Source organism: Corynebacterium sp. P4-C1, from assembly GCF_030503595.1.
Classification (GTDB): Bacteria; Actinomycetota; Actinomycetes; order Mycobacteriales; family Mycobacteriaceae; genus Corynebacterium.
On sequence record NZ_CP129966.1, the window covers coordinates 458973 to 482965 of the forward strand.

24 protein-coding genes and 1 tRNA gene are annotated in these 23993 nt (G+C 64.5%); 18 read left to right on the forward strand and 7 right to left on the reverse strand.

The annotated features are described in order from the left end of the window. Positions 1-46 precede the first annotated feature (46 nt). The gene (locus QYR03_RS02180) at positions 47-1885 is read left to right on the forward strand and encodes a DIP1281 family NlpC/P60 protein (RefSeq protein ID WP_301712420.1); all 1839 of its coding nucleotides are present in this window, start codon (positions 47-49) and stop codon (positions 1883-1885) included. 60 nt (positions 1886-1945) lie between these two features. Beyond that, the gene (locus QYR03_RS02185) at positions 1946-3010 is read left to right on the forward strand and encodes a ferrochelatase (RefSeq protein ID WP_301712421.1); all 1065 of its coding nucleotides are present in this window, start codon (positions 1946-1948) and stop codon (positions 3008-3010) included. Between the two features lie 21 nt (positions 3011-3031). Here the strand turns inward: QYR03_RS02185 and QYR03_RS02190 are convergent, their stop codons facing one another. Continuing rightward, on the reverse strand, positions 3032-3784 hold the full coding sequence (locus QYR03_RS02190) for a hypothetical protein (RefSeq protein ID WP_301712422.1): 753 nt from the start codon (positions 3782-3784) through the stop codon (positions 3032-3034). A 36-nt stretch (positions 3785-3820) separates the two neighbouring features. Between QYR03_RS02190 and QYR03_RS02195 the strand changes: the two genes are divergently transcribed. The 3 genes from QYR03_RS02195 to QYR03_RS02205 are packed head-to-tail and all read left to right on the forward strand — an operon-like array spanning position 3821 to position 6485. Then, the gene (locus QYR03_RS02195) at positions 3821-4672 is read left to right on the forward strand and encodes a DUF3097 domain-containing protein (protein WP_301712423.1); all 852 of its coding nucleotides are present in this window, start codon (positions 3821-3823) and stop codon (positions 4670-4672) included. A 38-nt stretch (positions 4673-4710) separates the two neighbouring features. After that, the gene (locus QYR03_RS02200) at positions 4711-5136 is read left to right on the forward strand and encodes an NfeD family protein (RefSeq protein WP_301712424.1); all 426 of its coding nucleotides are present in this window, start codon (positions 4711-4713) and stop codon (positions 5134-5136) included. Positions 5137-5138: 2 nt separating this feature from the next. Beyond that, a complete protein-coding gene (locus QYR03_RS02205; RefSeq protein ID WP_301712425.1) occupies positions 5139-6485 on the forward strand; it encodes an SPFH domain-containing protein in 1347 nt (448 codons plus the stop codon). On the opposite strand, the gene QYR03_RS02210 is transcribed toward QYR03_RS02205, so the two are convergent. Both QYR03_RS02210 and QYR03_RS02215 read right to left on the reverse strand, forming a co-directional pair. Next, complete coding sequence (locus QYR03_RS02210; RefSeq protein WP_259850832.1) at positions 6460-7017, reverse strand: MarR family transcriptional regulator; 558 nt, start codon at positions 7015-7017, stop codon at positions 6460-6462. The two genes, QYR03_RS02205 and QYR03_RS02210, sit on opposite strands and share 26 nt — an antisense overlap. A gap of 9 nt (positions 7018-7026) precedes the next feature. After that, positions 7027-7674, reverse strand: a complete 648-nt coding sequence (locus QYR03_RS02215; RefSeq protein ID WP_259850865.1) for a TVP38/TMEM64 family protein — start codon at positions 7672-7674, stop codon at positions 7027-7029. A gap of 86 nt (positions 7675-7760) precedes the next feature. On the opposite strand from QYR03_RS02215, the gene QYR03_RS02220 reads away from it, so the two are divergent. Next, complete coding sequence (locus QYR03_RS02220; protein ID WP_301712426.1) at positions 7761-8237, forward strand: hypothetical protein; 477 nt, start codon at positions 7761-7763, stop codon at positions 8235-8237. Here the strand turns inward: QYR03_RS02220 and QYR03_RS02225 are convergent. Beyond that, positions 8202-8287, reverse strand: a tRNA-Leu gene (locus QYR03_RS02225). The two genes, QYR03_RS02220 and QYR03_RS02225, sit on opposite strands and share 36 nt — an antisense overlap. Before the next feature lie 107 nt (positions 8288-8394). Between QYR03_RS02225 and QYR03_RS02230 the strand changes: the two genes are divergently transcribed. Beyond that, entirely contained in the window at positions 8395-8925 is a 531-nt protein-coding gene (locus QYR03_RS02230) for a YbhB/YbcL family Raf kinase inhibitor-like protein (protein WP_301712427.1), read from the forward strand. Between the two features lie 45 nt (positions 8926-8970). Here the strand turns inward: QYR03_RS02230 and QYR03_RS02235 are convergent, their stop codons facing one another. Both QYR03_RS02235 and QYR03_RS02240 read right to left on the reverse strand, forming a co-directional pair. Then, positions 8971-10047, reverse strand: a complete 1077-nt coding sequence (locus tag QYR03_RS02235) for a quinone-dependent dihydroorotate dehydrogenase (RefSeq protein ID WP_301712428.1) — start codon at positions 10045-10047, stop codon at positions 8971-8973. Positions 10048-10058: 11 nt separating this feature from the next. Beyond that, on the reverse strand, positions 10059-11087 hold the full coding sequence (locus tag QYR03_RS02240; RefSeq protein WP_301712429.1) for a YncE family protein: 1029 nt from the start codon (positions 11085-11087) through the stop codon (positions 10059-10061). A gap of 122 nt (positions 11088-11209) precedes the next feature. Here QYR03_RS02240 and QYR03_RS02245 point away from each other — a divergent pair, with 122 nt between their 5' ends. The 10 genes from QYR03_RS02245 (at position 11210) to QYR03_RS02290 (ending at position 21883) form a co-directional block, all read left to right on the forward strand. Beyond that, the gene (locus QYR03_RS02245; RefSeq protein ID WP_259850866.1) at positions 11210-12049 is read left to right on the forward strand and encodes an undecaprenyl-diphosphate phosphatase; all 840 of its coding nucleotides are present in this window, start codon (positions 11210-11212) and stop codon (positions 12047-12049) included. A 296-nt stretch (positions 12050-12345) separates the two neighbouring features. Next, positions 12346-13479, forward strand: coding sequence for an HNH endonuclease signature motif containing protein (locus QYR03_RS02250; protein ID WP_301978776.1), 1134 nt, complete (start codon positions 12346-12348; stop codon positions 13477-13479). Between the two features lie 256 nt (positions 13480-13735). Next, positions 13736-14956, forward strand: a complete 1221-nt coding sequence (mshC, locus tag QYR03_RS02255) for a cysteine--1-D-myo-inosityl 2-amino-2-deoxy-alpha-D-glucopyranoside ligase (RefSeq protein WP_259851498.1) — start codon at positions 13736-13738, stop codon at positions 14954-14956. A 21-nt stretch (positions 14957-14977) separates the two neighbouring features. After that, positions 14978-15358, forward strand: coding sequence for a hypothetical protein (locus QYR03_RS02260; RefSeq protein WP_259851497.1), 381 nt, complete (start codon positions 14978-14980; stop codon positions 15356-15358). Between the two features lie 28 nt (positions 15359-15386). Further along, positions 15387-16049, forward strand: coding sequence for an HAD family phosphatase (locus QYR03_RS02265; RefSeq protein WP_301978779.1), 663 nt, complete (start codon positions 15387-15389; stop codon positions 16047-16049). A gap of 80 nt (positions 16050-16129) precedes the next feature. Continuing rightward, positions 16130-16393, forward strand: coding sequence for a phosphoribosyl-ATP diphosphatase (locus QYR03_RS02270; protein WP_259851495.1), 264 nt, complete (start codon positions 16130-16132; stop codon positions 16391-16393). Positions 16394-16410: 17 nt separating this feature from the next. Continuing rightward, positions 16411-17256: an ATP phosphoribosyltransferase gene (gene hisG / locus QYR03_RS02275; RefSeq protein WP_301712973.1), complete on the forward strand. Its 846-nt coding sequence runs from the start codon at positions 16411-16413 to the stop codon at positions 17254-17256. 21 nt (positions 17257-17277) lie between these two features. Next, complete coding sequence (gene aspA, locus QYR03_RS02280; RefSeq protein WP_259851493.1) at positions 17278-18696, forward strand: aspartate ammonia-lyase; 1419 nt, start codon at positions 17278-17280, stop codon at positions 18694-18696. Positions 18697-18882: 186 nt separating this feature from the next. Continuing rightward, positions 18883-20193, forward strand: a complete 1311-nt coding sequence (locus QYR03_RS02285) for an anaerobic C4-dicarboxylate transporter (protein ID WP_301712972.1) — start codon at positions 18883-18885, stop codon at positions 20191-20193. Between the two features lie 25 nt (positions 20194-20218). Continuing rightward, a complete protein-coding gene (locus QYR03_RS02290; RefSeq protein ID WP_259851492.1) occupies positions 20219-21883 on the forward strand; it encodes a formate--tetrahydrofolate ligase in 1665 nt (554 codons plus the stop codon). Here the strand turns inward: QYR03_RS02290 and QYR03_RS02295 are convergent. Beyond that, positions 21880-22713 carry a RecB family exonuclease gene (locus QYR03_RS02295; protein ID WP_259851491.1) on the reverse strand — a complete coding sequence of 278 codons (834 nt, stop codon included), beginning with the start codon at positions 22711-22713 and terminating at the stop codon, positions 21880-21882. The two genes, QYR03_RS02290 and QYR03_RS02295, sit on opposite strands and share 4 nt — an antisense overlap. 27 nt (positions 22714-22740) lie before the next feature. Here QYR03_RS02295 and QYR03_RS02300 point away from each other — a divergent pair, with 27 nt between their 5' ends. Beyond that, complete coding sequence (locus QYR03_RS02300; protein ID WP_301712971.1) at positions 22741-23973, forward strand: M18 family aminopeptidase; 1233 nt, start codon at positions 22741-22743, stop codon at positions 23971-23973. Positions 23974-23993 lie beyond the last annotated feature (20 nt).

The following is a 23993-nucleotide window of genomic DNA, read 5'->3' on the forward strand; positions in this document are numbered from 1 at the left end:
CTGGATGCGAGCCGTTTATGAAGTGTGCGGTGAGAGGAAAACCTCCGTGGATTTCACCGTCCGTTCCGCGTCCGCGCGGCCCCGCACGTTCGTTAAACGCACCAAGCTCACTTTTCGGTCGATCGTGCCAGCGGCTGCTTGCGTTGCGACGCTGTCTATCGCGAGCCCATCTGTCGAGGTCTCTGCTCAAGAATCGCCGCTGACCGCGATCATCTCCGAGATCTCCCGGCACGAGGCGGATGTCAACCGCATTAACCTAGAGATCGGCAATTTGCGCGAGGCTGTCAACCAGGCACTCGTTGATCTTCATGACGCTCAGTCGCTGGCGGAGCAGGCTCGGCGCGGCGCCACCGAGGCGCGGAAGCGTCTCGACGAGACCCAGGCCGATGTCGAGCGCGCCCAGGAGGAGCTGGATGAGATTTCCCGCTCTTCCTACCGTTCGAGCGGCGCTAACGGCACTCCCGTCCACGCCGATGCTGATGCGCGAAAGGATTCCCTCGACCGGCAGACTTATCTGCGCAAGGAATCAGAGGATAAGCAGCGTGCGCTCGAGGATCTCCAGCGTTCCCGCACGGAGGCCGCTAACGACGAGTCCACTCTACGTCAAGCTAGCAGGCTTGCCGACGAGCGCGCTGCCGCCGCCGAAGATGCCGAGACTAACGCCCGGGACACGCTCGACTCGTCCCTGAGCGCTCTGGAATCCCAGCTGTCGGAACGCGACATTGCTTCCTCCGAGCTGGAGCAGGCTCAGACAGAGCTGGCCGAGCAGCGCCCCGAGGCCGCCGCGGCGATGGGCATCGGAACGGAAGATCCGGCACAAGCGCCAGCGGCACAATCCGCTTCCGAGACGGAGCCGGAAGCGGAACACTCCTCGTCGGAGCAGAGCGCTCAAGCGGACGAGACTGTGGAGCCTTCTGAGGCTGCACAGCCTGGATCATCTTCGGCGACGGAATCTCCCGCTGTCGAGACTGAGACCGGGACCGGGACCGAGACCGAGACTACGGCTGAGACTGGGACTGACACTCAGACCACCTCCACTGAAGAGCAACCCACTGTGCAGTCCAGCGAGGCTGACACCTCTGAGTCGGAGCCCGCTGAGGCGGCAACGGCCGCGGAAGCCGAGTCTTCTGCGTCTTCTGCTGAGGAGAACTCTTCGGCTCCGCAGTCGTCCCAGGCTCCGTCCCTGGAGGACTTCGCCAATCCGGAGACTGTGCAGACTGCGCTCGACGCCTTCTCCAAGGCGGTGAACCAGTCCCAGGCGGAGCACGCCAGCTTCGAGGACCCGTACCAGGATTCTGCCTCGGGGGAGGCGGTGTCGGGGGATATCGCGTCTCCGTCGTCAAGCGAGAGCGCTGATCAAGAGGTCGCGAAATCCGACGAGGAAGAGGGAACCGACGTCGCCGGTGTGCTGCCTGAGGTCGACGACGCGGAGAAGGTCTCCGAGAAGTTGCGCGGCACCGAGTCCGCATCAGACGGCTCACGTGGGCAGCAGATCGAAGCGGTCATTGCCCGGGCCGAATCCCAGATCGGCATACCGTACGTGTGGGGCGGCGGCGACGCCAACGGCGCCACGATGGGTCTCGACGGTCAGGGCTACAACGGCCAAGCCGGATTCGACTGCTCGGGTCTGGTGCTCTACGCCTACTCCGGTGCGGGCATCTCGCTGCCGCACTACACCGGCTACCAGTACCAGCGCGGAACCCAGATTCCGGTCGACCAAGTTGAGCGCGGTGACCTCCTGTTCTGGGGCAACCAGGGCAGCCAGCACGTGGCTATCTACCTCGGTGACGGCATGATGCTGGAGGCACCCCAGACCGGAATGAACGTGCAGAAGACCGCGGTGCGCCGAAACGGTCTCGCACCGATGGCAGTCCGTTTGATCTAGCGCGGCAACAGGCATGGCAACTGGCACCTAGGTAGGTCCGGCTGATCTAGACTGGCAACCATGTCTGATAGCCAATTCGATGCACTCCTCGTCCTTTCCTTCGGCGGCCCCGAGGGAGAAGACGAGGTCATTCCTTTTTTGGAGAATGTCACCCGCGGACGCGGCATCCCGCGCGAGCGTCTCGCCGAAGTGGGCGAGCACTATTTCAACTTCGGTGGTGTGAGCCCGATCAACGGGCAGAACCGCGAAATCATCGCGAATCTCGAGGCGGCCATCGCCGATCGGGGCGACGAACTTCCGGTGTATTTCGGCAACCGTAACTGGCACCCGTTCGCGGCGGATGCAGTGGACCAGATCGCGGCGGACGGTCACAAGCACGTCGCCGTGTTCGCCACCTCGGCGTGGGGCGGGTACTCGGCGTGCCGCCAGTACGACGAGGACATCGTGAAGCTGCGCGAGGTGCACCCGGAGATCGAGTTCACGAAGCTGTGGCAGTTCTACGGCCACCCGACCTTCATCAAGCTCATGGCCGACCAGGTTCGCGCCGCCTGGGAGTCCGCGGACCAGAAGTCCACCCGTGTGCTCTTCGCCGCCCACTCGGTGCCGAACGCGGCCGATGACGCTTCGGGCGGCCCCACCGACCAGAACCTCTATTCCCGTCAGGTCGCCGAGGCCTCCCGCCTAATCGCGCTCGAGGCGGGCGTGCCGGACTACGAGGTCGTGTGGCAGTCCCGTTCCGGCGACCCGCGCACCCCATGGCTCGAGCCGGACGTAGTGGACCGAACCGAGGAAATCGATGATGCGGGCGAGGGTGTCAAGCACATCATTTGCGTGCCGGTCGGTTTCATCACCGACCACATGGAGGTCATTTGGGACCTCGACACCGAGCTCAAGGAAGCGTGCGAGGAACGTGGCATCACCCTCACCCGAACGCCGACGGTGGGCTTGGACCCGGTATTCGCGCAGCTCATTCTCGATCTGCTCGATAACACGGCCGCAGGCACGGAGCCCGAGAGCTTGTCGACGATCACTGTCCAGGGCTGCACCCTCAACGGGGCACCGTGCAAGGAAGGCTGCTGCGCTCCTCAGCGACCGAAGCCGGCAGCGGCTGCGCCGGCATCGTAGGCCTTCTCGCCCGAGCGCCGCTCACCGCTGGTAGTCCAGCACCGCGTCAGCGACCCCGGCCATCCGCGCGGTGCGGATATGTCGCCACAGGCTGAACAGCTGCGGGTCGAAGGAATGGTCGTTGAGCCGGTCGACCACCGTCTCGATGACGGCGGCGACGGCATCGGCGCGCGCGAACAGTTTCGCTGCGCGACCGGGTGTGCGCAGGGGGAGTCCGGGGGTGTCGTAGAAATCGGCGAGGGTGCCCACGGTCAACCGGGGGTCGGGGAGCTCCGCGCGAGTGCCGCCGGTCGCCTCGATGAGGACCGTCGCCTGCTCCGTTGCGCGGGCCAACAGGGCATCGGCTTCGCCGGGGCTGAGCCAGGCCGGTTCGGGGAGGGGGCCGTGCTCTTCAAACCAGTGCCACTCGGCGCCGGCATCCGTGCTTTCGGGGACGAGGATATGGGAGACTCCAGCGTGCCCCCGCAGAACGATCGCGCTTCCCCCGCTCATCGCGTTGGCAGCCGCGGCAGCGGGCGATCCCGCCGGCAGCTCTGGGGGCTGCCCGGGCCCGGACAGGATCAGGCGCACTGCGGGGCCGGGGGAGTCGAGGTCGGCTGAGGCGCGGACGTCGTGAAGCAACTGCGCGAGAGGTTCACCTTGGTAGGTGTTGCGGCCGAAGAGCTCTGTCAGTGCGCCGACGAGGGCGTCGGACGGTTCGTGCCCGCAAAGCCATGCTGCGAGCCAGACTGCTGTGTTCTGGAGGGGCGAATAGACTTCGGCGCGCGTACTCACGGATCCGAAGTGTAACGGATACACTCATAGCCCACTATGAGCGGATTCAACAGGAACGCAGACCCGTACGGTGGAGATATTTTCGCCGGTCACCCCCGCAAAAAGCCGAAGGTGTACCCGCAGGTGGAAGCGACGGGCGACATCGTCGCGGAGGTTTTCGGCGACGACTTCGTGGGACTCGTCGTGGGGCTGGAGCGCACGTACGACGGCGATTTCGTTCGCCTGGAGGACCGGCGCGGGACACAGAGGCTGTTCAAGATGCTCCCCGGCGCGTTCCTCGTGGAGGGGGAGAGGGTGACGCTGACGCGGCCCGCAGTCAAGCAGGAAGCGCGCCGTTCGAATTCGGGGTCGCGGCGTGTGGAGAACGTTCAGGCGAAGGTCGCAATGCCCTCGCGCATCTGGGTCGAGGGCGTGCACGACGCGGCGATCGTGGAGAAGGTGTGGGGCCACGACCTGCGCGTTGAAGGCGTTGTCGTGGAGTTCCTCGAGGGGCTAGACAACCTGCCCGAGCGTCTCGCTGAATTCGAGCCGGGGCCGGGGCGCCGTATCGGAGTGCTCGCCGATCACCTCATCGACGGGTCGAAGGAGTCGCGCCTCGTCGCGGATGTTGGGCCGCACGTGCTGGTCACAGGTCACCCGTACGTGGATATTTGGGCGGCGGTGAAGCCGGAGCGCCTCGGCCTGCGCGCGTGGCCCGACGTGCCCAAGGGCGAGGATTGGAAGACAGGTATCTGCCGCCGCGTGGGCTGGTCCGATCCGCGGGAGGGGTGGAACCGTGTGTACAACGCAGTTGAGACGTTCCGCGACCTCGACCACACGCTCATCGGCGCGGTCGAGCGGCTCGTCGACTTCGTCACCACACCGGAGTTGCCCAAAGAAAGCTTTTGACCCGCTTATCGACGCCCCGAATGCGTTAATCTGACTACGTGGGAACAGTTATTTGGCTCATTGTCACGCTCGTTCTCGCCGGCCTTGAGTTAGCGGCGGGCGAGTTCACCTTCCTCATGCTCGCCGGGGGTGCGTTGACCACCGCTGGCGCAAGTCTGTTCGGCATTCCGCTGTGGGCGGAGATCGTGACATTCGGGCTCGCGTCCGGTGCCCTCATCCTGTTTCTCCGCCCGTGGTTGCATCGCCGGTACAAGAAATCGTCGGCACTGGACACCTCCCCGAAGGCGCTGGTCGGCGCCTCGGCGGAGGTGCTGGAGGACATTACGCAGTCCGGCGGCCAAGTTCGCCTCGACGGTTCGATCTGGTCGGCCCGCGCCATCAACCCCGCTTTGACCATCCCCGCCGGTGAGCACGTCACCGTCGCTGATATCGACGGCCCGACCGCCGTCGTCTGGAAGGAGTGACCATGACCCCAACGCTTGTTCTACTGCTCGTCTTATTCCTCTTCATCGTCGTCGTCGTTTTCCGCGCCATCGCCCTGATCCCGCAGGGTGAGGCAGCTGTGATCGAGCGCCTCGGCCGCTACACCCGCACGGTTTCCGGCGGCATCACGCTTCTCATCCCGTTCGTGGACAGGGTCCGTGAGCGTGTGGACACACGCGAGCGCGTGGTGTCGTTCCCGCCGCAGGCCGTGATCACGCAGGACAATTTGACCGTGGCCATCGACACGGTGGTGACGTTCCAGATCAACGACCCGGCCCGCGCCATTTACGGTGTGGATAACTACATCGTGGGCGTGGAGCAGATCTCCACGGCGACGCTCCGCGACGTCGTCGGCGGCATGACCCTCGAGGAAACCCTGACCTCCCGAGAAACCATCAACCGCCGTCTGCGCGGCGAGCTGGATGCCGCCACCGCCAAGTGGGGCCTGCGCATCAGCCGAGTTGAACTCAAGGCGATCGATCCGCCACCGTCCATTCAGCAGTCCATGGAGATGCAGATGAAGGCGGATCGCGAGAAGCGCGCCATGATTCTCACCGCCGAGGGCCGCCGCGAGTCCGACATCAAGACCGCCGAGGGCGAGAAGCAGGCGCGCATCCTGTCGGCTGAGGGCGAGAAGCACGCGGCGATCCTCGCCGCGGAAGCAGAGCGCCAGGCGACTATTCTGCGCGCAGAGGGTGAGCGCGCGGCGAAATTCCTCGAGGCGCAGGGTGAGGCGCGCGCGATCCAGAAGGTCAACGCCGCCATCAAGTCCTCCGGGGTCACTCCCGAGCTGCTGGCGTTCCAGTACATGGAGAAGCTGCCGAAGATCGCCGAGGGCAACGGCTCCACGATGTGGATGATCCCGTCGCAGTTCGGCGATTCGCTGGAGGAATTCGCCAAGGCCTTCGCCAAGAAGGACGATGACGGTGTGTTCCGCTACGAGCCGGGCCAGATCGACCAGGAAGCCCGCGAGATTGCCACGCAGGAAGACACCGACGCGTGGTTCGAGACCAACACAGACCCCGAGATCGCCAAGGCCGTCGCCGAAGCCCGCGCAGTGGCGAACAAGCCGGTGGGCTCCTCACTCGACGAAGCGACGACGGGTACTGGAAACGCAGCTCCGGGTACCCCGGCCAGCGGCGGCATTTCCAGCCGGGTGACCTCCGGTGACCCTGAGCCGACCACCCCCGCCTCCGAGGCCCCGCGCCATGAGCAGCCGGCAGAGCCCGTCCAACCGGGCCAGTACGCGCAGCCGCCCCAGCCGCGGCCGCAATTCGAGCAGCCGGGTTTCCCGCCCCAGATGCCTAACCAGCGTCCCCAGCAGCCCTAGACATCAAGTTGACGGCCAGCTGCCAGCCCGCCTGCTCGGCCTGCCACCCGGCGGCCTGCAGGCGCTGGCTCATGGCCTGTTTCGAAATCCCGAGCTGAGCCGCGGCCTCATTCTGGTTCAGCCCCGAGCGCACCAGCGACGTGGCCTCCCGGCCCTCGACGGTGCGCTTTGCCAGCACATGGCCGAGCAGCGCGAACGCTGAGGCGATATCAGCGGCGTCCGTCCCGGGCTCCCGCTTATCGACGACAACCCTCACCAGCCCCGCCTTCCTTCCCACCGCATCCGTCGCGGCGTAGACGGCGGGGCCGTTCTCGGTGATGCCGATGCCGATGGCCCAGTCGCCGTCGGAAAGCAAGGCCATCACGAGCATGCAGGCGGCCTCCGCGTTGTCCACGTGCGCTCGGATGTCCTCCACCCCTACGACATCGAAGTGGCCGACCCCGTCGAGGGTGGACAAGGCTTCAGCGGAGCGCTTCACAAGGTCGGCGCGACGGGAATCGCGGCCACGGTAGCGGGCATGGACGGCAATCATGGCGTTAGTCTAACCCCGCGACCCCCGGTCCACGGTGGAGGCTTGACGAGTGGGCGTGGTGGCGTCGAAAAGCAAGCCCGAGAGCCCCACGACGGCGAGCACCACCATGACCGCCACGAAAACCGGGTCCGGATCATCCGTCAGCGTCTGCCCGAACATCGTCACCAGAATTGTTCCCGGTGCGGACCCCACGAGCGTGGCGGCGGCGAACGGTAGGACCGGCACGCGGGTGAGTGCAGCGGCGTAATTCATGATGGAAAACGGCACGCCCGCGATCATGCGGAGGCTCGTGACCGCCAGCCAGCCCCGCTCCTCTAGCCGCTGGTTGATCCGCCGCACAGCCGGGTGCGTGAGGCGCGGCTCCACCCAGTCACGCAGTAGGAAGCGCACCAGCAGCAACGAGATGACGGCCGACACCGTCGTCGCGGTGAGCGCCAGCGCAATGCCCCGCACAGCGCCGAACAGCACGCCCGCCGACACCGTGAGCAGAGTGCGGGGGATAGGGAACTGCGTGATCACCACGTAGGCCACCCAGAAGACGGCCGGGAACCAGGGGCCGGTGCGCTCGGACCAGGAGCGGAGTTGGGCAAGCGACGGGACGTCGATAAGCGTCCACGCCGCGATGAAGAGCGCCCCCGCGACGAGCACGAGAACAATCTTGCCGCGCGGGCCCACTTTTCGAAGTTGCACGGCACAATTTTCCCCTGCGGGTACGCTGGAGCCAAACTCGAAGTGGTGCGCGAATGATTCACGATGACCCGAAACTCCTCCCGACTCTGCTCTTCATGGCCTGCCTCGCGGCGGCAGCCCCGGTGCTGGACCTCAAGGAATTCCCCGCGCTGGCCATCGCTTTCACCGCCGCGGGCGTGCTGTTCGGGATTCCGGCGTGTCTGTTCACCGCCCGTACGCGCGCCTTCCGCGGCATCGTGGCCAGCATTGTTCTCGTTGCTGGCCTTGTCGCTCCGGCAGTCATCCTCGGGATACGCTCTGACGCCTCCAGCGGCTGGCCATTCGACGGGTTCCTCCTCTCGGCGCTAGTGACCGCGATTCCCATGTTCGCCGTGTACACCGCATGCGTCGTCGCGGCGGGGATGCAGCTGCGGAAGATCTTCCTCGCCCTGTGCGCAGCGGCTTCTAGTGAAACGAAAAGCACCCCGCCGGTCATCCGGAGGGGTGCGGGTCTGTGCCCGAGGGGGGACTTGAACCCCCACGTCCGTTAATAGGACACTAGCACCTCAAGCTAGCGCGTCTGCCATTCCGCCACCCGGGCTTTGGGTGTTGTCAGCCTTGCGGCTGGGCACTCGTAGAACTATAGGACGTGGCACATGAGTCCGGCAAATCGCCACGTCAAACGCGATAGGACGGTACAAAGGAGACATGACTGTTTCGTATGTTTCCGACCGTTTCCCCGGCCCCGACCCGTACGCGCCGCTTGTCGACGTCCCGTCGTTTCCCGTCACCTCCACCGACCTGGTCGACGGCGAGAAGCTTCCTGACACCCAGACCGGCGACGACGGCATCTCCCCGCAGCTGGCCTGGTCCGAACTTCCAGAGGGCACGAAGACCATTGCCGTGACGTGCTTCGACCCGGATGCACCGACGGCATCCGGTTTCTGGCACTGGGCCGCGTTCAACATCCCGGTGGACGTGACCGAGCTGCCCACCGGCGCCGGCTCGGAGGATGGCCTCGGTGTCGGCGCAGTCGTTCTCACCGGTGATTCCGGTGTCAAGGGCTACTACGGCTCCAACCCACCCGAAGGCCACGGCCCGCACCGGTACCTCTTCGCTGTCCACGCTGTGGACACCGAGCTGCCGGCCGACGGGATCGCTAACCCCACACAGCTCGGCTTCAACCTCAACTTCCACTCCCTGGGACGCGCCATCATCTGGGGTTGGGACGAGAACTAAGGCCGTGCGTGCGCGTCATGGCGTTCATCGCCGGGCGGTCGCGTTCTAGTCTTTCCAGGCGAGACTCGAGCCGACCGCTTGGCCGATGTTGTCGAGGCCATGCGCCTCCACCTGGCGGGCGAGACCGTGGTGAACCGCGCGGATCCATCCCAGGCCGCCGTAAATGAACGGTGTGTAACCCTGCAACAGGTGGGCACCGGCAGTGATACGCTCCCACGCCTGCTGCGGGGTGGAGATACCCCCAACGCTCACCAGCACGAGCTTTCCGCCCACACGCCCGTTCAAACGCTTCAGCACCTCGAGCGACCGGTCGTTCAAGGGGGCTCCCGAGATGCCGCCGGCACCCATCGCTTCAACCTCCGCCGCATCAGTGCTCAAGCCGTTGCGGCTGATCGTGGTGTTCGTGGCCACGATGCCGGCGAGCCCCAGCTCCACAGCCAGATCGGCGACTGCGTCGATGTCCGCGTCGCTGAGATCCGGGGCAATCTTCACCAGGACCGGTGTGTCCGTGGCATCCTGTACCGCGCCGAGAATCGGGCGGAGCTCCTCGATCGCCTGCAGATCTCGCAGACCCGGAGTGTTGGGGGAGGAGACATTGACCACGATGTAGTCCGCCAGCCGGCCAAGTAGACTCGCACCAGTGCGGTAGTCGCGGACTGCGTCCTCAGAGGTCTTGTTCTTGCCGATGTTGATGCCGACGACATTGCCCGACTTCCGCTTCTCCAGGTTCTTCGCGACCGCCAGCGCACCCTCGTTGTTGAAGCCCATGCGGTTGAGAATCGCCTTATCGGCCGGCAGCCGGTACAGGCGCGGCGCCGGGTTGCCGGGCTGGGGGCGGGGAGTGACGGTGCCGAGCTCCGCGTAACCGAAACCAACGGCGCCCCAGGCGTCGATAGCCGTGGCGTTCTTATCGAATCCTGCCGCAAGCCCCAGCGGTGCCGGGAATGTCACACCGAACAATTCCTGCTCCAGGCGCTTGTCGTGTACCCGCACAACCTTCTCCATCGCCCGGTTTGCCGGTGCGATCGCGTTGAGAGCCCTCAGCGCCCCGCTGATAATGCCGTGGATTCGCTCCGGGGGGAGCAGGAACATGACTTTGAGCAGAGCGTCGTAAGCACCCATGAGAAGAACTCCTAATTGTCGGTTGCGGGGTTGTCAGCGTCTGTGCCGGTGGATTCCGGCGGAATGATTTGCAGGCCGGCACCGGAAGCAGAACCGATGAGCAGGGTGCCGTCGTCAAGCGAAACCATGTTCTGCGCGTCCGCGACTGTGCGCACCTTCCGCTGCTCGCGCGGCACGCCCTTAGAAATGTCGTACGCCGTGGCGGTGTTCTCTGCCGTCGAGGTGACCCACGCGAGCTTGTGCGCCGGATCCCACGATACCGCCCACGGGGACGCATCTGTCGGGACCGACTGGTGCAGGCGCACGACCTCGTCCGTGGTGTACACGAGAAGCTGGCCGCCCGTCGCATCCGACGCGAGCACCATGCCGTCCTCGCCAAACGCGGCCTGCCCGACGCCCAGTCCCACGCGCAGCGTGCCACCCTGACGACTCTTGGCTAGCTGCACATCCTGGATCGTTGTGTCGAAGCGGTTCAGGCGCACGACCCTGTCCTTCTGAGCCAGCACAAAATCCGACGGGCGGGCCACCGTGATGCGGTCCTGCTTCCCGCCGTCCCTGCCGAAAACCCAGAGTGTGGCGGTCTCGTCGGAACCTGCGATGACGGTGCCGTCGGCAAGCGGCGCTGCAACAGTGACCTCCTCATCAGGCGTGAACGACTCCTCCTGGTCGCCCGTGAAGAGGCGAACCGTACCGCCGCACACCGTCGCGAAGACCCCCTCGTTCGCCGTGACATCGCCGCATGTTTCGTCGAGCTCGTGCGTGGAACCGCCGCCCGCCCTGACCTCGTCGAGCGTACCCAACCGCAGCGTTCCATCCGCCCTGACACCGATAGTGCCGTTCGTGATCTCGATGTCGTCCACCGCCGGGAAGTCGACCGTCTCACCGTCGGCATCAGCCGTCGGCGGCGACTGCGCTGGCTCCGCGTTGCCCATCTCGGGGGACTCGATCGGCACCCCCGGTGTCTGCGAGCACGCTGTGAGCAGCAAGGTAGAAGCAGCGCAGGAAACGGCGAATACTGTCAACGAACGGCGAAATTTCACGGACCCAAGCTTATCAACAGTGAATTGTGCCGCCGCGTCGAATTGTTCCGCCGCGTCACACTTCAGCGCGCAGGGGCCGCAGCGGTAGTGTGTCGTCCGTGATTGAATCAACCCCCGAAACCATGTCGTGGCTCCAGGTTGTCGTCCTGTCCATCGTCCAGGGACTCACGGAATTTTTGCCGGTGTCCTCCTCCGGCCACCTGAACATCGTGTCCTCGTTGTTCTTCAGCCAGGACGCCGGTGCGAGCTTTACCGCCGTCATCCAGCTGGGCACGGAGCTGGCGGTGCTTGTCTTCTTCGCCAAAGAAATCTGGCAGATTCTGTCCGGTTGGTTCGCCGGCCTGTTCAACCGGGATAAGCGCGGGTTCAACTACCGCATGGGCTGGATGGTCATCGTCGGCACCATTCCCGTCGCCCTTGCCGGTGTCCTGCTCAAGGACCTCATCCGCGAGAATTTTCGCAACCTCTGGATCACCGCCACCGTGCTGATCCTGTTTTCCTTCGTGTTCATTTTCGCGGAGCGATTCGGCACCAAGAAACGCGGTTACGAGGAGTTGACCATGAAGGACGCCATCATCATGGGCCTGTGGCAGTGCCTCGCGCTCATCCCGGGTGTATCGCGTTCGGGCGGCACCATTTCCGGCGGCCTCCTGCGCGGCCTCGACCGTGAGGTGGCCACGCGCTTCAGCTTCTTCCTCGCCATTCCGGCAGTCCTCGCGTCCGGTATTTTCTCGCTTCCCGACGCCTTCGCCCCCCAAGCCGGACAGTCTGCCACCGGTGCGCAGCTGCTGGTCGGCACCGTCATAGCGTTCGCGCTCGGCTATGCCTCCATCGCCTGGCTGCTGAAATTCGTCTCCAACCACTCCTTCGCTTGGTTCGCCGCGTACCGCATCCCGTTGGGTCTTATTGTCATGGTGCTGCTCGGCGCCGGCGTCATGAATGCCGGGGGCGGCGCCTACTAGCCGCATGCGTTTGGGTTTGCGCTCCTGAGTGCACTCTCGTGTCCTTAGCTCCTGAGCGCGCTGTCAAGAGAGCTCTGTCAAGTAGTTTGTTGCTGCAGGCAGGATTCCTTCGGGCTCTTCTTCAATCCAGCCGGTGGCCGGGTCCCTCGATCGCTTTGAGGGAACCGGTTCTTTTCGCATGTCATCGCCCTGATGTGGGTGGTGATGGTGCCGAGGCATCTGGATAAGAGGGAGTTATCCACAGGTGTGGGTTGGGGATCTGTTGGTGGGTGGGGTGGGGATTTATGGTTTGGGTCATGAACGATTTCGACGCTTTCATCGCTTCCGTATCCTCCCCGATGGGGATCCTGGCGGGGTTCGACCGTCAGGTGGCGGTGCGTGCCGGCATCAACCCGGTCACGGTACGCAAGTGGTCCGGTTTGGCGAAGGTGTATTTCGGCCCGACACGGTTTACCCGCAAGCAGCGCCACGCGGTGCGCCTGGCACGTGAGACATCGAAGTCGTTGGACCAGTTAGTCTTCATCGAATCCTGTGTGCGTGGCGTGTCTGATGATGCCGGGAAGTGGGGGTTGCGCCTGGCGTTGTTGTCGGTGCGTGGCACCTACGACACGCTGAAACGTCACGCCGCCGACATCCTCCCCAACCACGGCAACAGTGACGGGGACGGAGGCGGTGATGGTGGGCGTGGTGCCCCTGCACTGGGTGTGCGGTTCACCGGGTCCTATAGGAACACCCGCACGATGACGGTGACCGGGGACGAGCACGTTATAGCAGCGGTGGAGTTCGCCTTGCGGCGTGACCTGCGCCCGGATAGGCCGGTGGCAGGCCAGATGTATGACGCGTTCGTCGACCTGATCCGCACCACCACCACCAACAACGGCGATGGTGCTGGTGCTGGTGGTGTGGCCGCGGCGGTGCCGCGCCCGGTAGTACTCATCCCGCTCGATGACTACACCAGGATTCTGGCCGGTGATGGTGATGATGTGGTGCTGGGGTTATCCGATGGCACCACGATGACCGGGGCGCAGTATTTAGCGTGGTTTCACGGTTCCACCTTGGAAGTGGCGGTGTTCCACCCGCAGGCAGGTGCAGTGAACCTGTATGACACCAAGCGCTTGGCCAATGCCAAGCAGCGGGATCTAGCCCGGATGGTGCTCACGACCTGCCCGGTACCAGGCTGCCGGCACGCGGCAGATAACTGCGAGGTCCACCATGTCACTGCCTGGTCGCGGGGTGGGTTGACGAATATGGATAACCTGTCGATCCTGTGCAGGTACCACAACCGCACCAACGATGATGACCCGGCCAAGCAGAACAGGGGCCGGATTGAGATCAGGGCCGGAACACCGACCTGGGTATCGCCTCGGGGCACACCAGTGGCGAATAACCGCCACCCCTACGGGGCAATGAAACAGCTCTTCGGAACATAGAACCTGCCCACTCAGGTATCGGATCTGTGTCTATTGATCCAAAGGAATCATCCATCCAATCTTTTTCGGATGGACTACTTTTCAAAGAGCGCTCACACTAACTACTTGACTGCTGACACGGCGATCCCGCGAAACACCACGCAGGACCGCCGATCAAGCACGCCACAAAGATGGGAATCCGGGGCTGTGCATTGAAAGGGCTGGACGTTGGGCACGGTTCGGGCCCCGGGCAGGACCGCGTTGTACTGTGGGCTGCATGCATTCTTGGCCTATTCCTTCTGTCCCTGAAGTCGCTGGCACGCCGGTGCCGCTCGCGTTGTATGACACGGCGGATGGGGTAGTGAGGGACGTCGATACGCGGGGCGACGAAGTCGGCCTCTACGTCTGCGGAATCACTCCGTACGACTCAACGCACCTCGGCCACGCGGCGACGTACCTGACATTCGACCTCGTGTACCGCCAGCTCCTCGCAAACGGGCACAAGGTCCACTACGTGCAGAACATCACGGACGTGGACGACCCGCTGTTCGAGCGCGCGGAACGAGACGGCGTCGATTGGCGCGAGCTGGGCACGAGCCAGATCGACCTTTTCCGCAGCGACATGGAGATACTGTCGGTCATTCCGCCGCGCGACTACATCGGCGCGATGGAGGCTGTCGGCGAGGTCGTCGAGATGGTCCAGGTGCTCCTCGACAAAGGCATCGCCTATCCGCTTGTCGACGCCTCCGGCGCACGCGACATCTACGCTCCCATTTCCGCCACCGAGCAATTCGGCTACGAGTCCAACCTCGACCGCGCGACGATGGAGAAATATTTCGCTGAACGCGGCGGCGACCCGGACAGGGAAGGTAAGCGCGACCCGCTCGACGCGCTGTTGTGGCGTGGGCACCGCGACGGGGAACCGGCGTGGGATGCGCCGTTCGGGTCGGGGCGGCCGGGTTGGCACATCGAATGTTCGGCGATCGCGACGAACCGCCTGGGGCAGACGTTTTCCATTCAGGGCGGCGGAAGCGACCTGGCGTTCCCGCACCACGAGTTTTCCGCGGCGCACGCCGAGGCCGCCTACGACGTCGAGCGCATGGCGGGCCACTACGTGCACACAGGCATGATCGCCCTCGACGGGGTGAAGATGTCCAAGTCGCTGGGAAACCTCGTTTTCGTGCATAAGCTCACCGAGCAGGGGCACGAAGCAGGCGCGATCCGCCTCGCCGTTTTCTCCGGTCATTACCGCAATGACCGCGACTTTTCCTACGGCATTCTCGACGAGGCGGAAGCGCGGTTGGCGCGCTGGCGGGAATCCCTCGCGGGGGAGGTTAGTGAGGAAGAGGCGGTGGGGGTCGTCGATAAGCTCCGCGCCGCCCTCGCGAACGACCTCGATACCGTGACGGCTCTACAAGCCGTCGACGATGCCGCCGGCGACCACGACGGAATCATCGCCCGCGCGCTCGACGGGCTGCTTGGCGTGCAGCTCCGCTGATCTTGGGGAATGATGGCTGGCATGACCATTCGCGATCAGTTCCAGTCCGACGTCGACGAGTTCATTGATGACCTGACCACCTTCGCTACCGGCTCGTACCTCAAAGAGGACGACAAAGAGCTATGGGAGGAGCCCTTCGACCCTGCGGTCCTGCCTGACTTGAAGAAGCTGGTCGAGGGCTACCTCGACGCGCTGGAGCTCATCGGGGATGACCCGGACGGCGATAAGTTGCTGTCCGTCGTGGAGCCGTTCTTCGGAAGCCTGCACGACTTCAACGCGAAGCACGCCGATGCCGTGCTCGAGCCGGAGGAGAAGGCTGACCTCCAGGAACTCGCGTACCGTGCCGCTGCGGCGACGGGTGCGGACGACGAGGCGCTCAACTCTCTTCCCGAGCTTGACTAGGCCAGGTCCACGCGCCGTCTTTTGGGACATGGACGGCACGATGGTGGACACCGAGCCATTGTGGGGAGTGGCCACCTACGAACTGTCCGAACGCCTCGGCCGCCGCCTGAGCGAAGAAAAGCGCGAGGAGACAGTGGGCGGCAGCTTCGCGAACACGTTGCGCGTGTGCGCGGAGTGGGCGGGCATTTCGCTTGACGACGCCGACTACGCCACCCACCGCACCTGGATGTACCGCCGGATGGCTGAGCTGTTCGAAGGCTCGTTGGAGCCCAATCCCGGTGTCCGGGAGGTGCTCGCTGCCCTCCACGCGGCCGGTGTGCCGATGATGGTGACAACGAACACCGAACGTGAGCTCGCCGACCGCTGCATCGACGCCGTGGGCAGGGAGTTCTTCGTCGGCTCAGTCACAGGGGACGAGGTGGCGCGTCCGAAGCCCGCACCGGAGATGTACCTCAAAGCAGCGCGCACCGTGGGGGAGGATCCTGCCGAGTGTCTCGTGTTCGAAGATTCCTGGGCGGGCATGTCCGCGGCAGCTGGCGCGGGTTGCGTGGTGCTCGGGCTTGCTCGGACGGTTCCGGAGGGCGTGACCCGTTTTAATCCGGCGCTCTTCGCCGAAGCAGGGCGGAAGCCCGATGCCGCCGCCTGCGTGACCGAATGGTTCCGCGGAGCGGCCGACGCGCGAGACCGCTGAGCGCGGCCGCTGAGCACCGTGCGGGGCTTCTTCGTTGAAACCGGCGCTTGGCTGGTGCGCTTCTGGGTAGAGTGATTTGCGTGAAGAATTTCGATGATCTCTATGCGGAACTGTCCACAAAGGCCACTGAGCGACCGGAGGGCTCAGGAACGGTGGAGGCGCTGGACAAGGGGGCGCATTTCATCGGCAAGAAGATCATCGAGGAAGCCGGCGAGGTCTGGATCGCCGCGGAGTACCAGTCCGACGCGGAGCTGGCGGAGGAAATGAGCCAGCTCATGTACTGGACGCAGGTGATGATGCTTCAGCGCGGTCTCACCCCCGACGACATCTACAAGTACCTCTAGAGGAGTAACCAGCCACCATGATCAAGATCGCTGTGCCCAACAAGGGCTCGTTGTCGGAAGCGGCCACCGGAATTCTCAAAGAGGCCGGCTACAAGGGGCGGGGCTACAGCAAAGCCCTCAACATCGTCGACGAGGCCAACGACGTCGAGTTCTTCTTCCTCCGCCCGAAAGACATCGCCATCTATGTGGCGGCGGGACACCTGGATTTGGGCATCACGGGCCGGGACCTCGCACTCGACTCCCGCGCGGACGTCGAGGAGGTACTCGAGCTCGGCTTCGGTGGCTCGACCTTCCGCTTCGCGGCGCCCGCAGACGAGGAGTGGACGGTCGAGGACTTGGAGGGCAAGCGCTTAGCGACGAGTTACCCCCACCTCGCCTCCGACTTCCTCTCCGCCCGCGGCATCAACACCGAGGTGATCCGCTTGGACGGGGCAGTGGAGATCTCCATCAAGCTCGGTGTGGCAGACGCGATCGCCGATGTGGTCTCCACGGGAGCCACGCTGCGTCAGCAGGGGCTGAAGCCTTTCGGGGAGGCGATTGTGGAGAGTGAGGCTGTCGTCGTCAAGCGGAAAGGCCGTAAGCTCACACCTGACGACGAGGTGCTGCTCACCCGCATCCGGGGGATCCTCACCGCGCACAATTTCGTGATGCTCGACTACAACGTCTCCCGCGACAACCTCGACGCGACTGTCTCCATCACCCCGGGCCTGACTGGGCCGACTGTCTCGCCGCTGCAACGTGAGAACTGGGTCGCAGTGCGCGCGATGGTTCCGCGCAAGGACGCCAACCAGCTCATGGACCGTCTCGCCGCCGCGGGGGCAGAAGCGATCCTCGCCACGGATTTGCAGATCGCGCGAATCTAATTCTTCTCTACACTGGAACCTATGGGTTATAGAACAGAAGAAGACCTGCTCGGCACAGTCGAGGTCCCCAACGACAAGTACTACGGCGTGCACACGATGCGCGCCATCGACAACTTCCAGATTTCCCCCACGAAAATCCAGGATTTCCCCGATTTCGTGCGCGGAATGGTGATGGTGAAGAAGGCAGCTGCGATGGCGAACCGCCGCCTCCACACACTGCCCAAGGACAAGGCCGACGCGATCATCGCGGCCTGCGACAAGATCATCGACGAGGGAGCGTGCCTCGACCAGTTCCCGTCCGACGCCTTCCAAGGCGGTGCGGGCACGTCGGTCAACATGAACACCAACGAGGTCGTCGCCAACCTCGCGCTCGAGCAGATCGGCCTGGAAAAGGGCCGCTACGACGTCATCAACCCGAACGACGATGTCAACATGTCCCAGTCGACCAACGACGCGTACCCGACCGGCTTCCGCCTCGGCCTCTACCACGCATTCCAGGGTTTGCTGGAGGAGTTCGACGAGCTGCAGAAGGCGTTCCGCGCGAAAGGCGACGAATTCGTCGACATCCTGAAGATGGGCCGCACCCAGCTCCAGGACGCCGTTCCGATGACTCTCGGCGGAGAGTTCACCGCGTTCGGCTCCAACCTGGCCGAGGAGCAGCGCACTCTGGAGAGCGCCGCTGAGGCTTTGCTCGAGGTCAACCTTGGCGCAACGGCGATCGGCACCGGCGTGAACACCCCGGGCGGCTACCGCGACCAAGTCGTGGCGGCGCTGCGCGAGGTCACCGGCCTGCCGATTTCGACCTCCCCGGACCTCATCGAGGCGACGTCCGACACCGGCGGCTACGTCATGGCACACTCCGCTGTGAAGCGCGCGGCACTGAAGCTGTCGAAGATCTGCAATGACTTGCGCCTGCTGTCCTCGGGTCCGCGCGCGGGCCTGAACGAGATCAACCTTCCGGAGCGCCAGGCCGGTTCGTCGATCATGCCGGCGAAGGTCAACCCGGTGATCCCCGAGGTGGTCAACCAGGTGTGCTTCAAGGTCTACGGCAACGACGCGACGGTTGGCATGGCAGCCGAGGCTGGCCAGCTGCAGCTCAACGTCATGGAGCCAGTGATCGCCCAGTGCCTGTTCGAGTCGATCGACTTAATGCGCAACGCCGCACGCACCCTGCGCGAGAAGTGCGTTGAGGGCATCACCGCCAACGACGAGGTCTGCCAGGGCTACGTGGACAATTCCATCGGCATCATTACCTACCTCAACCCGTTCATTGGCCACCACAACGGCGACTTGATCGGCAAGGAGGCGGCGGCGACGGGGCGCAGCGTGCGAGAGCTCGTCCTCGAAAAGGAGCTTCTCGACGAAGAAACCCTCAACCAAGTCCTCAGCAAGGAAAACCTGATGCACCCGGAGTACCGCGGCAAACTGTACCTGGATTAGTCCGGCATTACTCCGCATTAGTGAGTAACCCACTCATGCTGATAACCGAGGACTGTTAAACCGGACACAATCGGGCATAATCCGCCCCGCCTGCTTGGTGGGGCGGATTTTCCGTTTCATACTGGAACACAGACTCGGCCGCGCCACCCTGGCGGGAGACCGAGACGTGACTGAAAGGCACACACCATGTTGCTCGCTATCCAGCTCGTTATTTTGTTCGGCGCGATCGTCTTGGGCGCGCGCTACGGTTCGATCGCCATCGGTTTCGCCGGCGGTCTCGGTGTCCTCCTTCTCGGTGCCACCGGAATGACGGTGACGGCCGACGATATTCCGTTCGACGTCATCGGTATCATCATGTGCGTCATCGCCGCAATTTCGGCGATGCAGCTCGCCGGGGGAATGGATTATCTCGTTTACCTGGCCGAGAAGTTTCTCCGCCGCGACCCGAAGCGGATCACGCTCTACGCGCCGATCGTCACTTGGCTGATGACTGTGCTCGCCGGAACTGGTCACACCGCTTTCTCCACGCTGCCCGTGATCGTCGAAGTCGCCAAGGAAGGCAAGGTCCGGCCGTCGCGGCCGCTGTCGGTCGCGGTTATCGCCTCCCAGATGGCTATCGTGGCTTCGCCGATCTCGGCGGCCGTGGTCTTCCTCGCCAGCATTCTGGAGCCGGTCGGCGTCGGCTATCTCCAGCTGCTCGGCGTCATGATTCCGGCGACGTTCCTCGCCATCTTCCCGACGGCGTGGGTCGCGAACCGGATGGGCAAGGACCTCGAAGACGACCCGTACTACCAGAAGCGGGTCGCGGACGGTTTGGTGCGGCCGCCGGCGTCGGAAAGCGGATATGAGCCGACACGGGCTGCGAAGACGTCGGTGAGCATCTTCTTGATCGCGATCGTCGTGGTCATGCTGTACGCGACGCTGATTTCCGAGCAGGTCGGTCTCATTGCCGATCCGACGATCCCGCGCAATGAGGCGATCATGGCGATCATGCTCGCCGCCGCCACGGTCATCGTGATCGTGACCAAGATTCCGTCCGCCGAGATCCTCGGCACCCAGGTGTTCCGCTCCGGCATGTCCGCGTGCGTGTGCGTGCTCGGCGTCGCGTGGTTGGGTACCACCTTCATCAACCACTACATCGAGGACATCCAGGAGATCTCCGGCTCCATCCTGCAGTCGCAGCCGTGGCTGCTCGCTGTTGTGCTGTTCTTCGCGGCGTCGCTGCTGTACTCGCAGGCCGCAACGGCGAAGGCGCTCATGCCGGCAGCGCTCGCGATCGGTGTCAGCCCGCTGACCGCCGTCGCCGCGTTCCCTGCTGTGTCGGCGCTGTTCGTGCTTCCGACGTACCCGACGCTGCTCGCCGCGGTGGAGATGGACGACACTGGTTCGACCCGCATCGGCAAGTTTGTTTTCGATCACCCGTTCATCGTCCCCGGCGTGTTGTGCATCACGATTTCGGTGGTGCTCGGCTACGCGTTCGGAGCGGTCATTCTCTAGCCGAGCTTCGCCTAGGCTGGGAGGTATGGCACACCCGAAAACTGATGTTGAAATCGCCCAGGCGCACACCCTCGAGCCGGTCGCGGACATTGCGGCCAAGGCGGGGGTTCCCGACGACGCGCTGATCCCGTACGGCCGGTCGATGGCCAAGGTGGACGTGACACGCCTCGACGCCCCCGCCGACGGCAAGCTCGTGCTCGTCACGGGTGTTTCTCCCACGCCGGCGGGGGAGGGCAAGTCGACGGTGCTCATCGGGCTCACTGATGCCCTGGCACAACTCGGCCATAAGGCCGCTGTCGCGTTGCGGGAACCGTCGCTCGGCCCGGTGATGGGCATCAAGGGTGGTGCCGCGGGCGGCGGGTACGCGCAGGTTGTCCCGATGGAGAACATCAATCTGCACTTCACTGGCGATTTCCACGCGATCACGAGCGCGAACAACACGCTCGCCGCGATGATCGACAACCACATCCAGCACGGCAACGCATTGCGTATCGATGCCCGCCGCATCACCTGGCAGCGCTGCCTCGACGTCAACGACCGCAGCTTGCGCAATGTGGTGACGGGCCTGGGTGGGCCGGGCAGTGGATTGCCCGCCGAGACCGGCTTCACCATCACCGCGGCGAGCGAGATCATGGCGATTCTCGGCCTAGCCACCGACATCGAGGACCTGAAGCGGCGCCTGGCGGCGATCACGGTGGGCTTCACATTCGACAAGGAGCCGGTCACCGCGGGCGACCTGCATGCGGAGGGCGCCATGGCGGCGCTTTTGAAAGACGCCGTCAACCCGAACTTGGTCCAGACACTCGGCGGCACACCCGCGTTCATTCACGGTGGCCCCTTCGCCAATATCGCGCACGGTTGCAACACTTTGATCGCCACGCGGACGGCCCAGCAGTCCGCCGACATCGTGCTCACGGAGGCGGGCTTCGGCTCCGATCTGGGCGCCGAGAAATTCTTCGACATCAAGGCCCGTTACGGTGACCTCGACATCGCGGGAGCGGTCATCGTCGCCACGATCCGCTCCTTGAAGTACAACGGGGGTGCGGCTAAGCAGGAGCTGACTGACGAAAACCTCGATGCGCTCCGTGGCGGCGCCGCTAATCTGGAGCGCCACGTGGAAAATGTCCGCAAGTTCGGCATCGAGCCTGTCGTCGCCTTGAACTTGTTCACCTCCGACACCGACGCGGAGCGCGAGTTCATGCGCGGCTGGGCCGACGACTTCGGTGTGGCGCTCGAGGAGGCAGAGGTGTGGGCCAAGGGCGGCGACGGTGCCGTCGCGCTAGCGGAGAAGCTTTTGGGCACCCTCGGCTCGGGGACGTCGAAGCCTCTCTACGATCCGGCGGAGGGCACTGAAGCGTCCATCGAGACCATCGCCCGGGAGATCTACCGCGCCGACGACGTCCAGTACTCCGCCGCAGCACTCCGCGACCTGCAGACTCTGAAAGACAACGGATGGGACACCCTGCCGGTGTGCATCTCCAAGACCCAGTATTCCTTCTCGGACGACCCGTCCGCGCTGGGCGCACCGGAGGGGCACACCCTCCATGTGCAGCGCCTGTTGCCGCGCACCGGTGCCGGGTTCGTTGTGGTGCTGACGGGCGATGTCATGACGATGCCGGGACTGCCCAAGGTTCCCGCCGCCAACAACATCGATGTCGACGCGGACGGCACCATGAGCGGCCTGTTCTAGTCCCGCGGCTCGTCGGAGGGGCCAGCGCTGTCCGCTGTGGAGCCCGGCCACCCCGGATAGGGCGGCGGGGTGCCGTCGAAAGCGGGGCAGAGCTCCTGGAAGCTGCACCAGTTGCACAGCTTCGAAGTCTTGGGCCGGAAATTGCCGCTGCGCCCGTCGGCCTCGATTTTGGCCCACAGGTCGCCGAGGTCACGCTCGAAATACTCGAGCTCCTCCCGAGAGGGGCTGAGGAACATCGAGTCCATCACCTTCAGGTACATCAGGCGCAGCTGGTGCGGAATGGTGCCGAACAACCGCCAGTACACCAGGGCGTAAAACCGCATCTGGAACTGCGCTTCGGCGGAATAGCGGGGGAGCGGCTTCTTCCCGGTCTTGTAGTCGACCACACGCACCTCGCCGGTGGGGGCGATATCGACGCGGTCGATGAATCCGCGCACCGGCACCCCGTTAGGCAGGACTGCGTCGACGTACATCTCCTGCTCGTGGGAGTCGAAACCCAAGGGGTTTTCCATGAGGAAATAGCCGCGGAGGAGGTCGCGGGCGTCGACAAGCAGCTGGTAGTCGTCGGTGACGGGGTCGGCGAGGGAGGGGTCGTCGTCGATAAGCGATGCCCATGCTGGTTTGAGTTGCTTGACTGCGGCGGGAAACGTGCGCTCCTCGCGTGGCCAACCGTGCATCGTTTCGAGTACAGCGTGGACAAGCGTGCCCTTGACCTGCGCCTCCGTTTTCGGTTCGGGGAGGCGGTCGATCGCGCGGAACCGGTACTTCAGCGGGCATTGCTGGTAGTCGTTGGCGCGGGAGGGGGACAGGGCGAGCGGTCGTGGAGTCATAGCGAGCTACATCCTAGAGTAGGAGCCATGCAGATCAGCGATTTCGCAGACTTTCTCGCCGCGAGTCCAAGTGCGTTTCACGCCGCGGAGAACGTGCGCGACGAGCTTGTCGCGGCAGGTTTCAGCGAGGACACTGGTACCGAGCCCGGCGGCCATGTGATGGTGCAGGGCGGCGCGGTCGTCGCGTGGTGGATTCCGCGGTCGCCGCGCCCCGCGATGCGCATCATCGGCTCGCACACCGATTCGCCGGGGCTCATGCTGAAACCCGACCCCGATGTTGTGCGCGAAGGTTTCCGCCAGCTCGCGGTAGAAGTGTACGGCGGGCCGATCCTGAGTTCCTGGTTCGACCGCGAGTTGCGGTTCGCGGGCAGAGCAGCGCTTATCGACGGCTCCACCCACACCCTCGCCACCCCTCCCATCGCCCGGGTGCCCAATCTGGCGATTCACCTCTACCGCGGCGACACCCCCGAGATCGACCGGCAAGTGCACATGCAGCCGGTGATGGGCGTGGACCGGCCCCCGCTGGAAATCGTGGCGGAGCAGCTGCGTGCCGACGGGGTGTCGGCCAGCGCCTCAGACATCGTCGCCCACGAGCTGTTTTCGGTGGATGCGCAGCGCCCCGAGATTCTCGGCGACACGCTCGCGGCCGGCCGCATGGACAACCTGAGCAGTGTGCACGCGTCGCTGAAAGCGATGGTGGCGGCTGCGGATAGCGGCGATGTCCGCGACGTGCTCGTGCTCGCCGCCTTCAACCACGAGGAGGTTGGTTCTGCGTCCACGACGGGCGCCGGCGGACCGTTGCTCGAGCGCATTCTGCAGAAGATCGCGGAAGCTATTGCGCAACCTCTCGGCACCGAGCCTCTCGACGTGTACGCGAACTCGCTGCTTGTTTCCGCGGACGCGGCTCACGCCGTGCACCCGAACTACCCAGGCAAGCACGACCCGACGCACCGTCCGCTGATGAACCGGGGGCCGGTGCTGAAGATCAACGCGAACCAGCGCTACGCCTCCGACGCTGTGACCGAGGCGGCGTGGATCCGTGCGTGCCGCGCGGCCGACGTGCCGGTGCAGACTTTCGTGGGGCACAACGCGGTGCCGTGCGGGTCGACGATCGGGCCGATTTCGGCGACGCGCCTGGGTATCCCCACTGTCGACGTCGGTGTTCCGCTGCTATCGATGCACTCGGCGCGCGAGCTCGTCGGTATCCAGGACCAACTATGGTTCACCGATGCTCTTACGGCATACTTTGTTGGCTCGTAGCAGCCAGTTCCACGAACTTC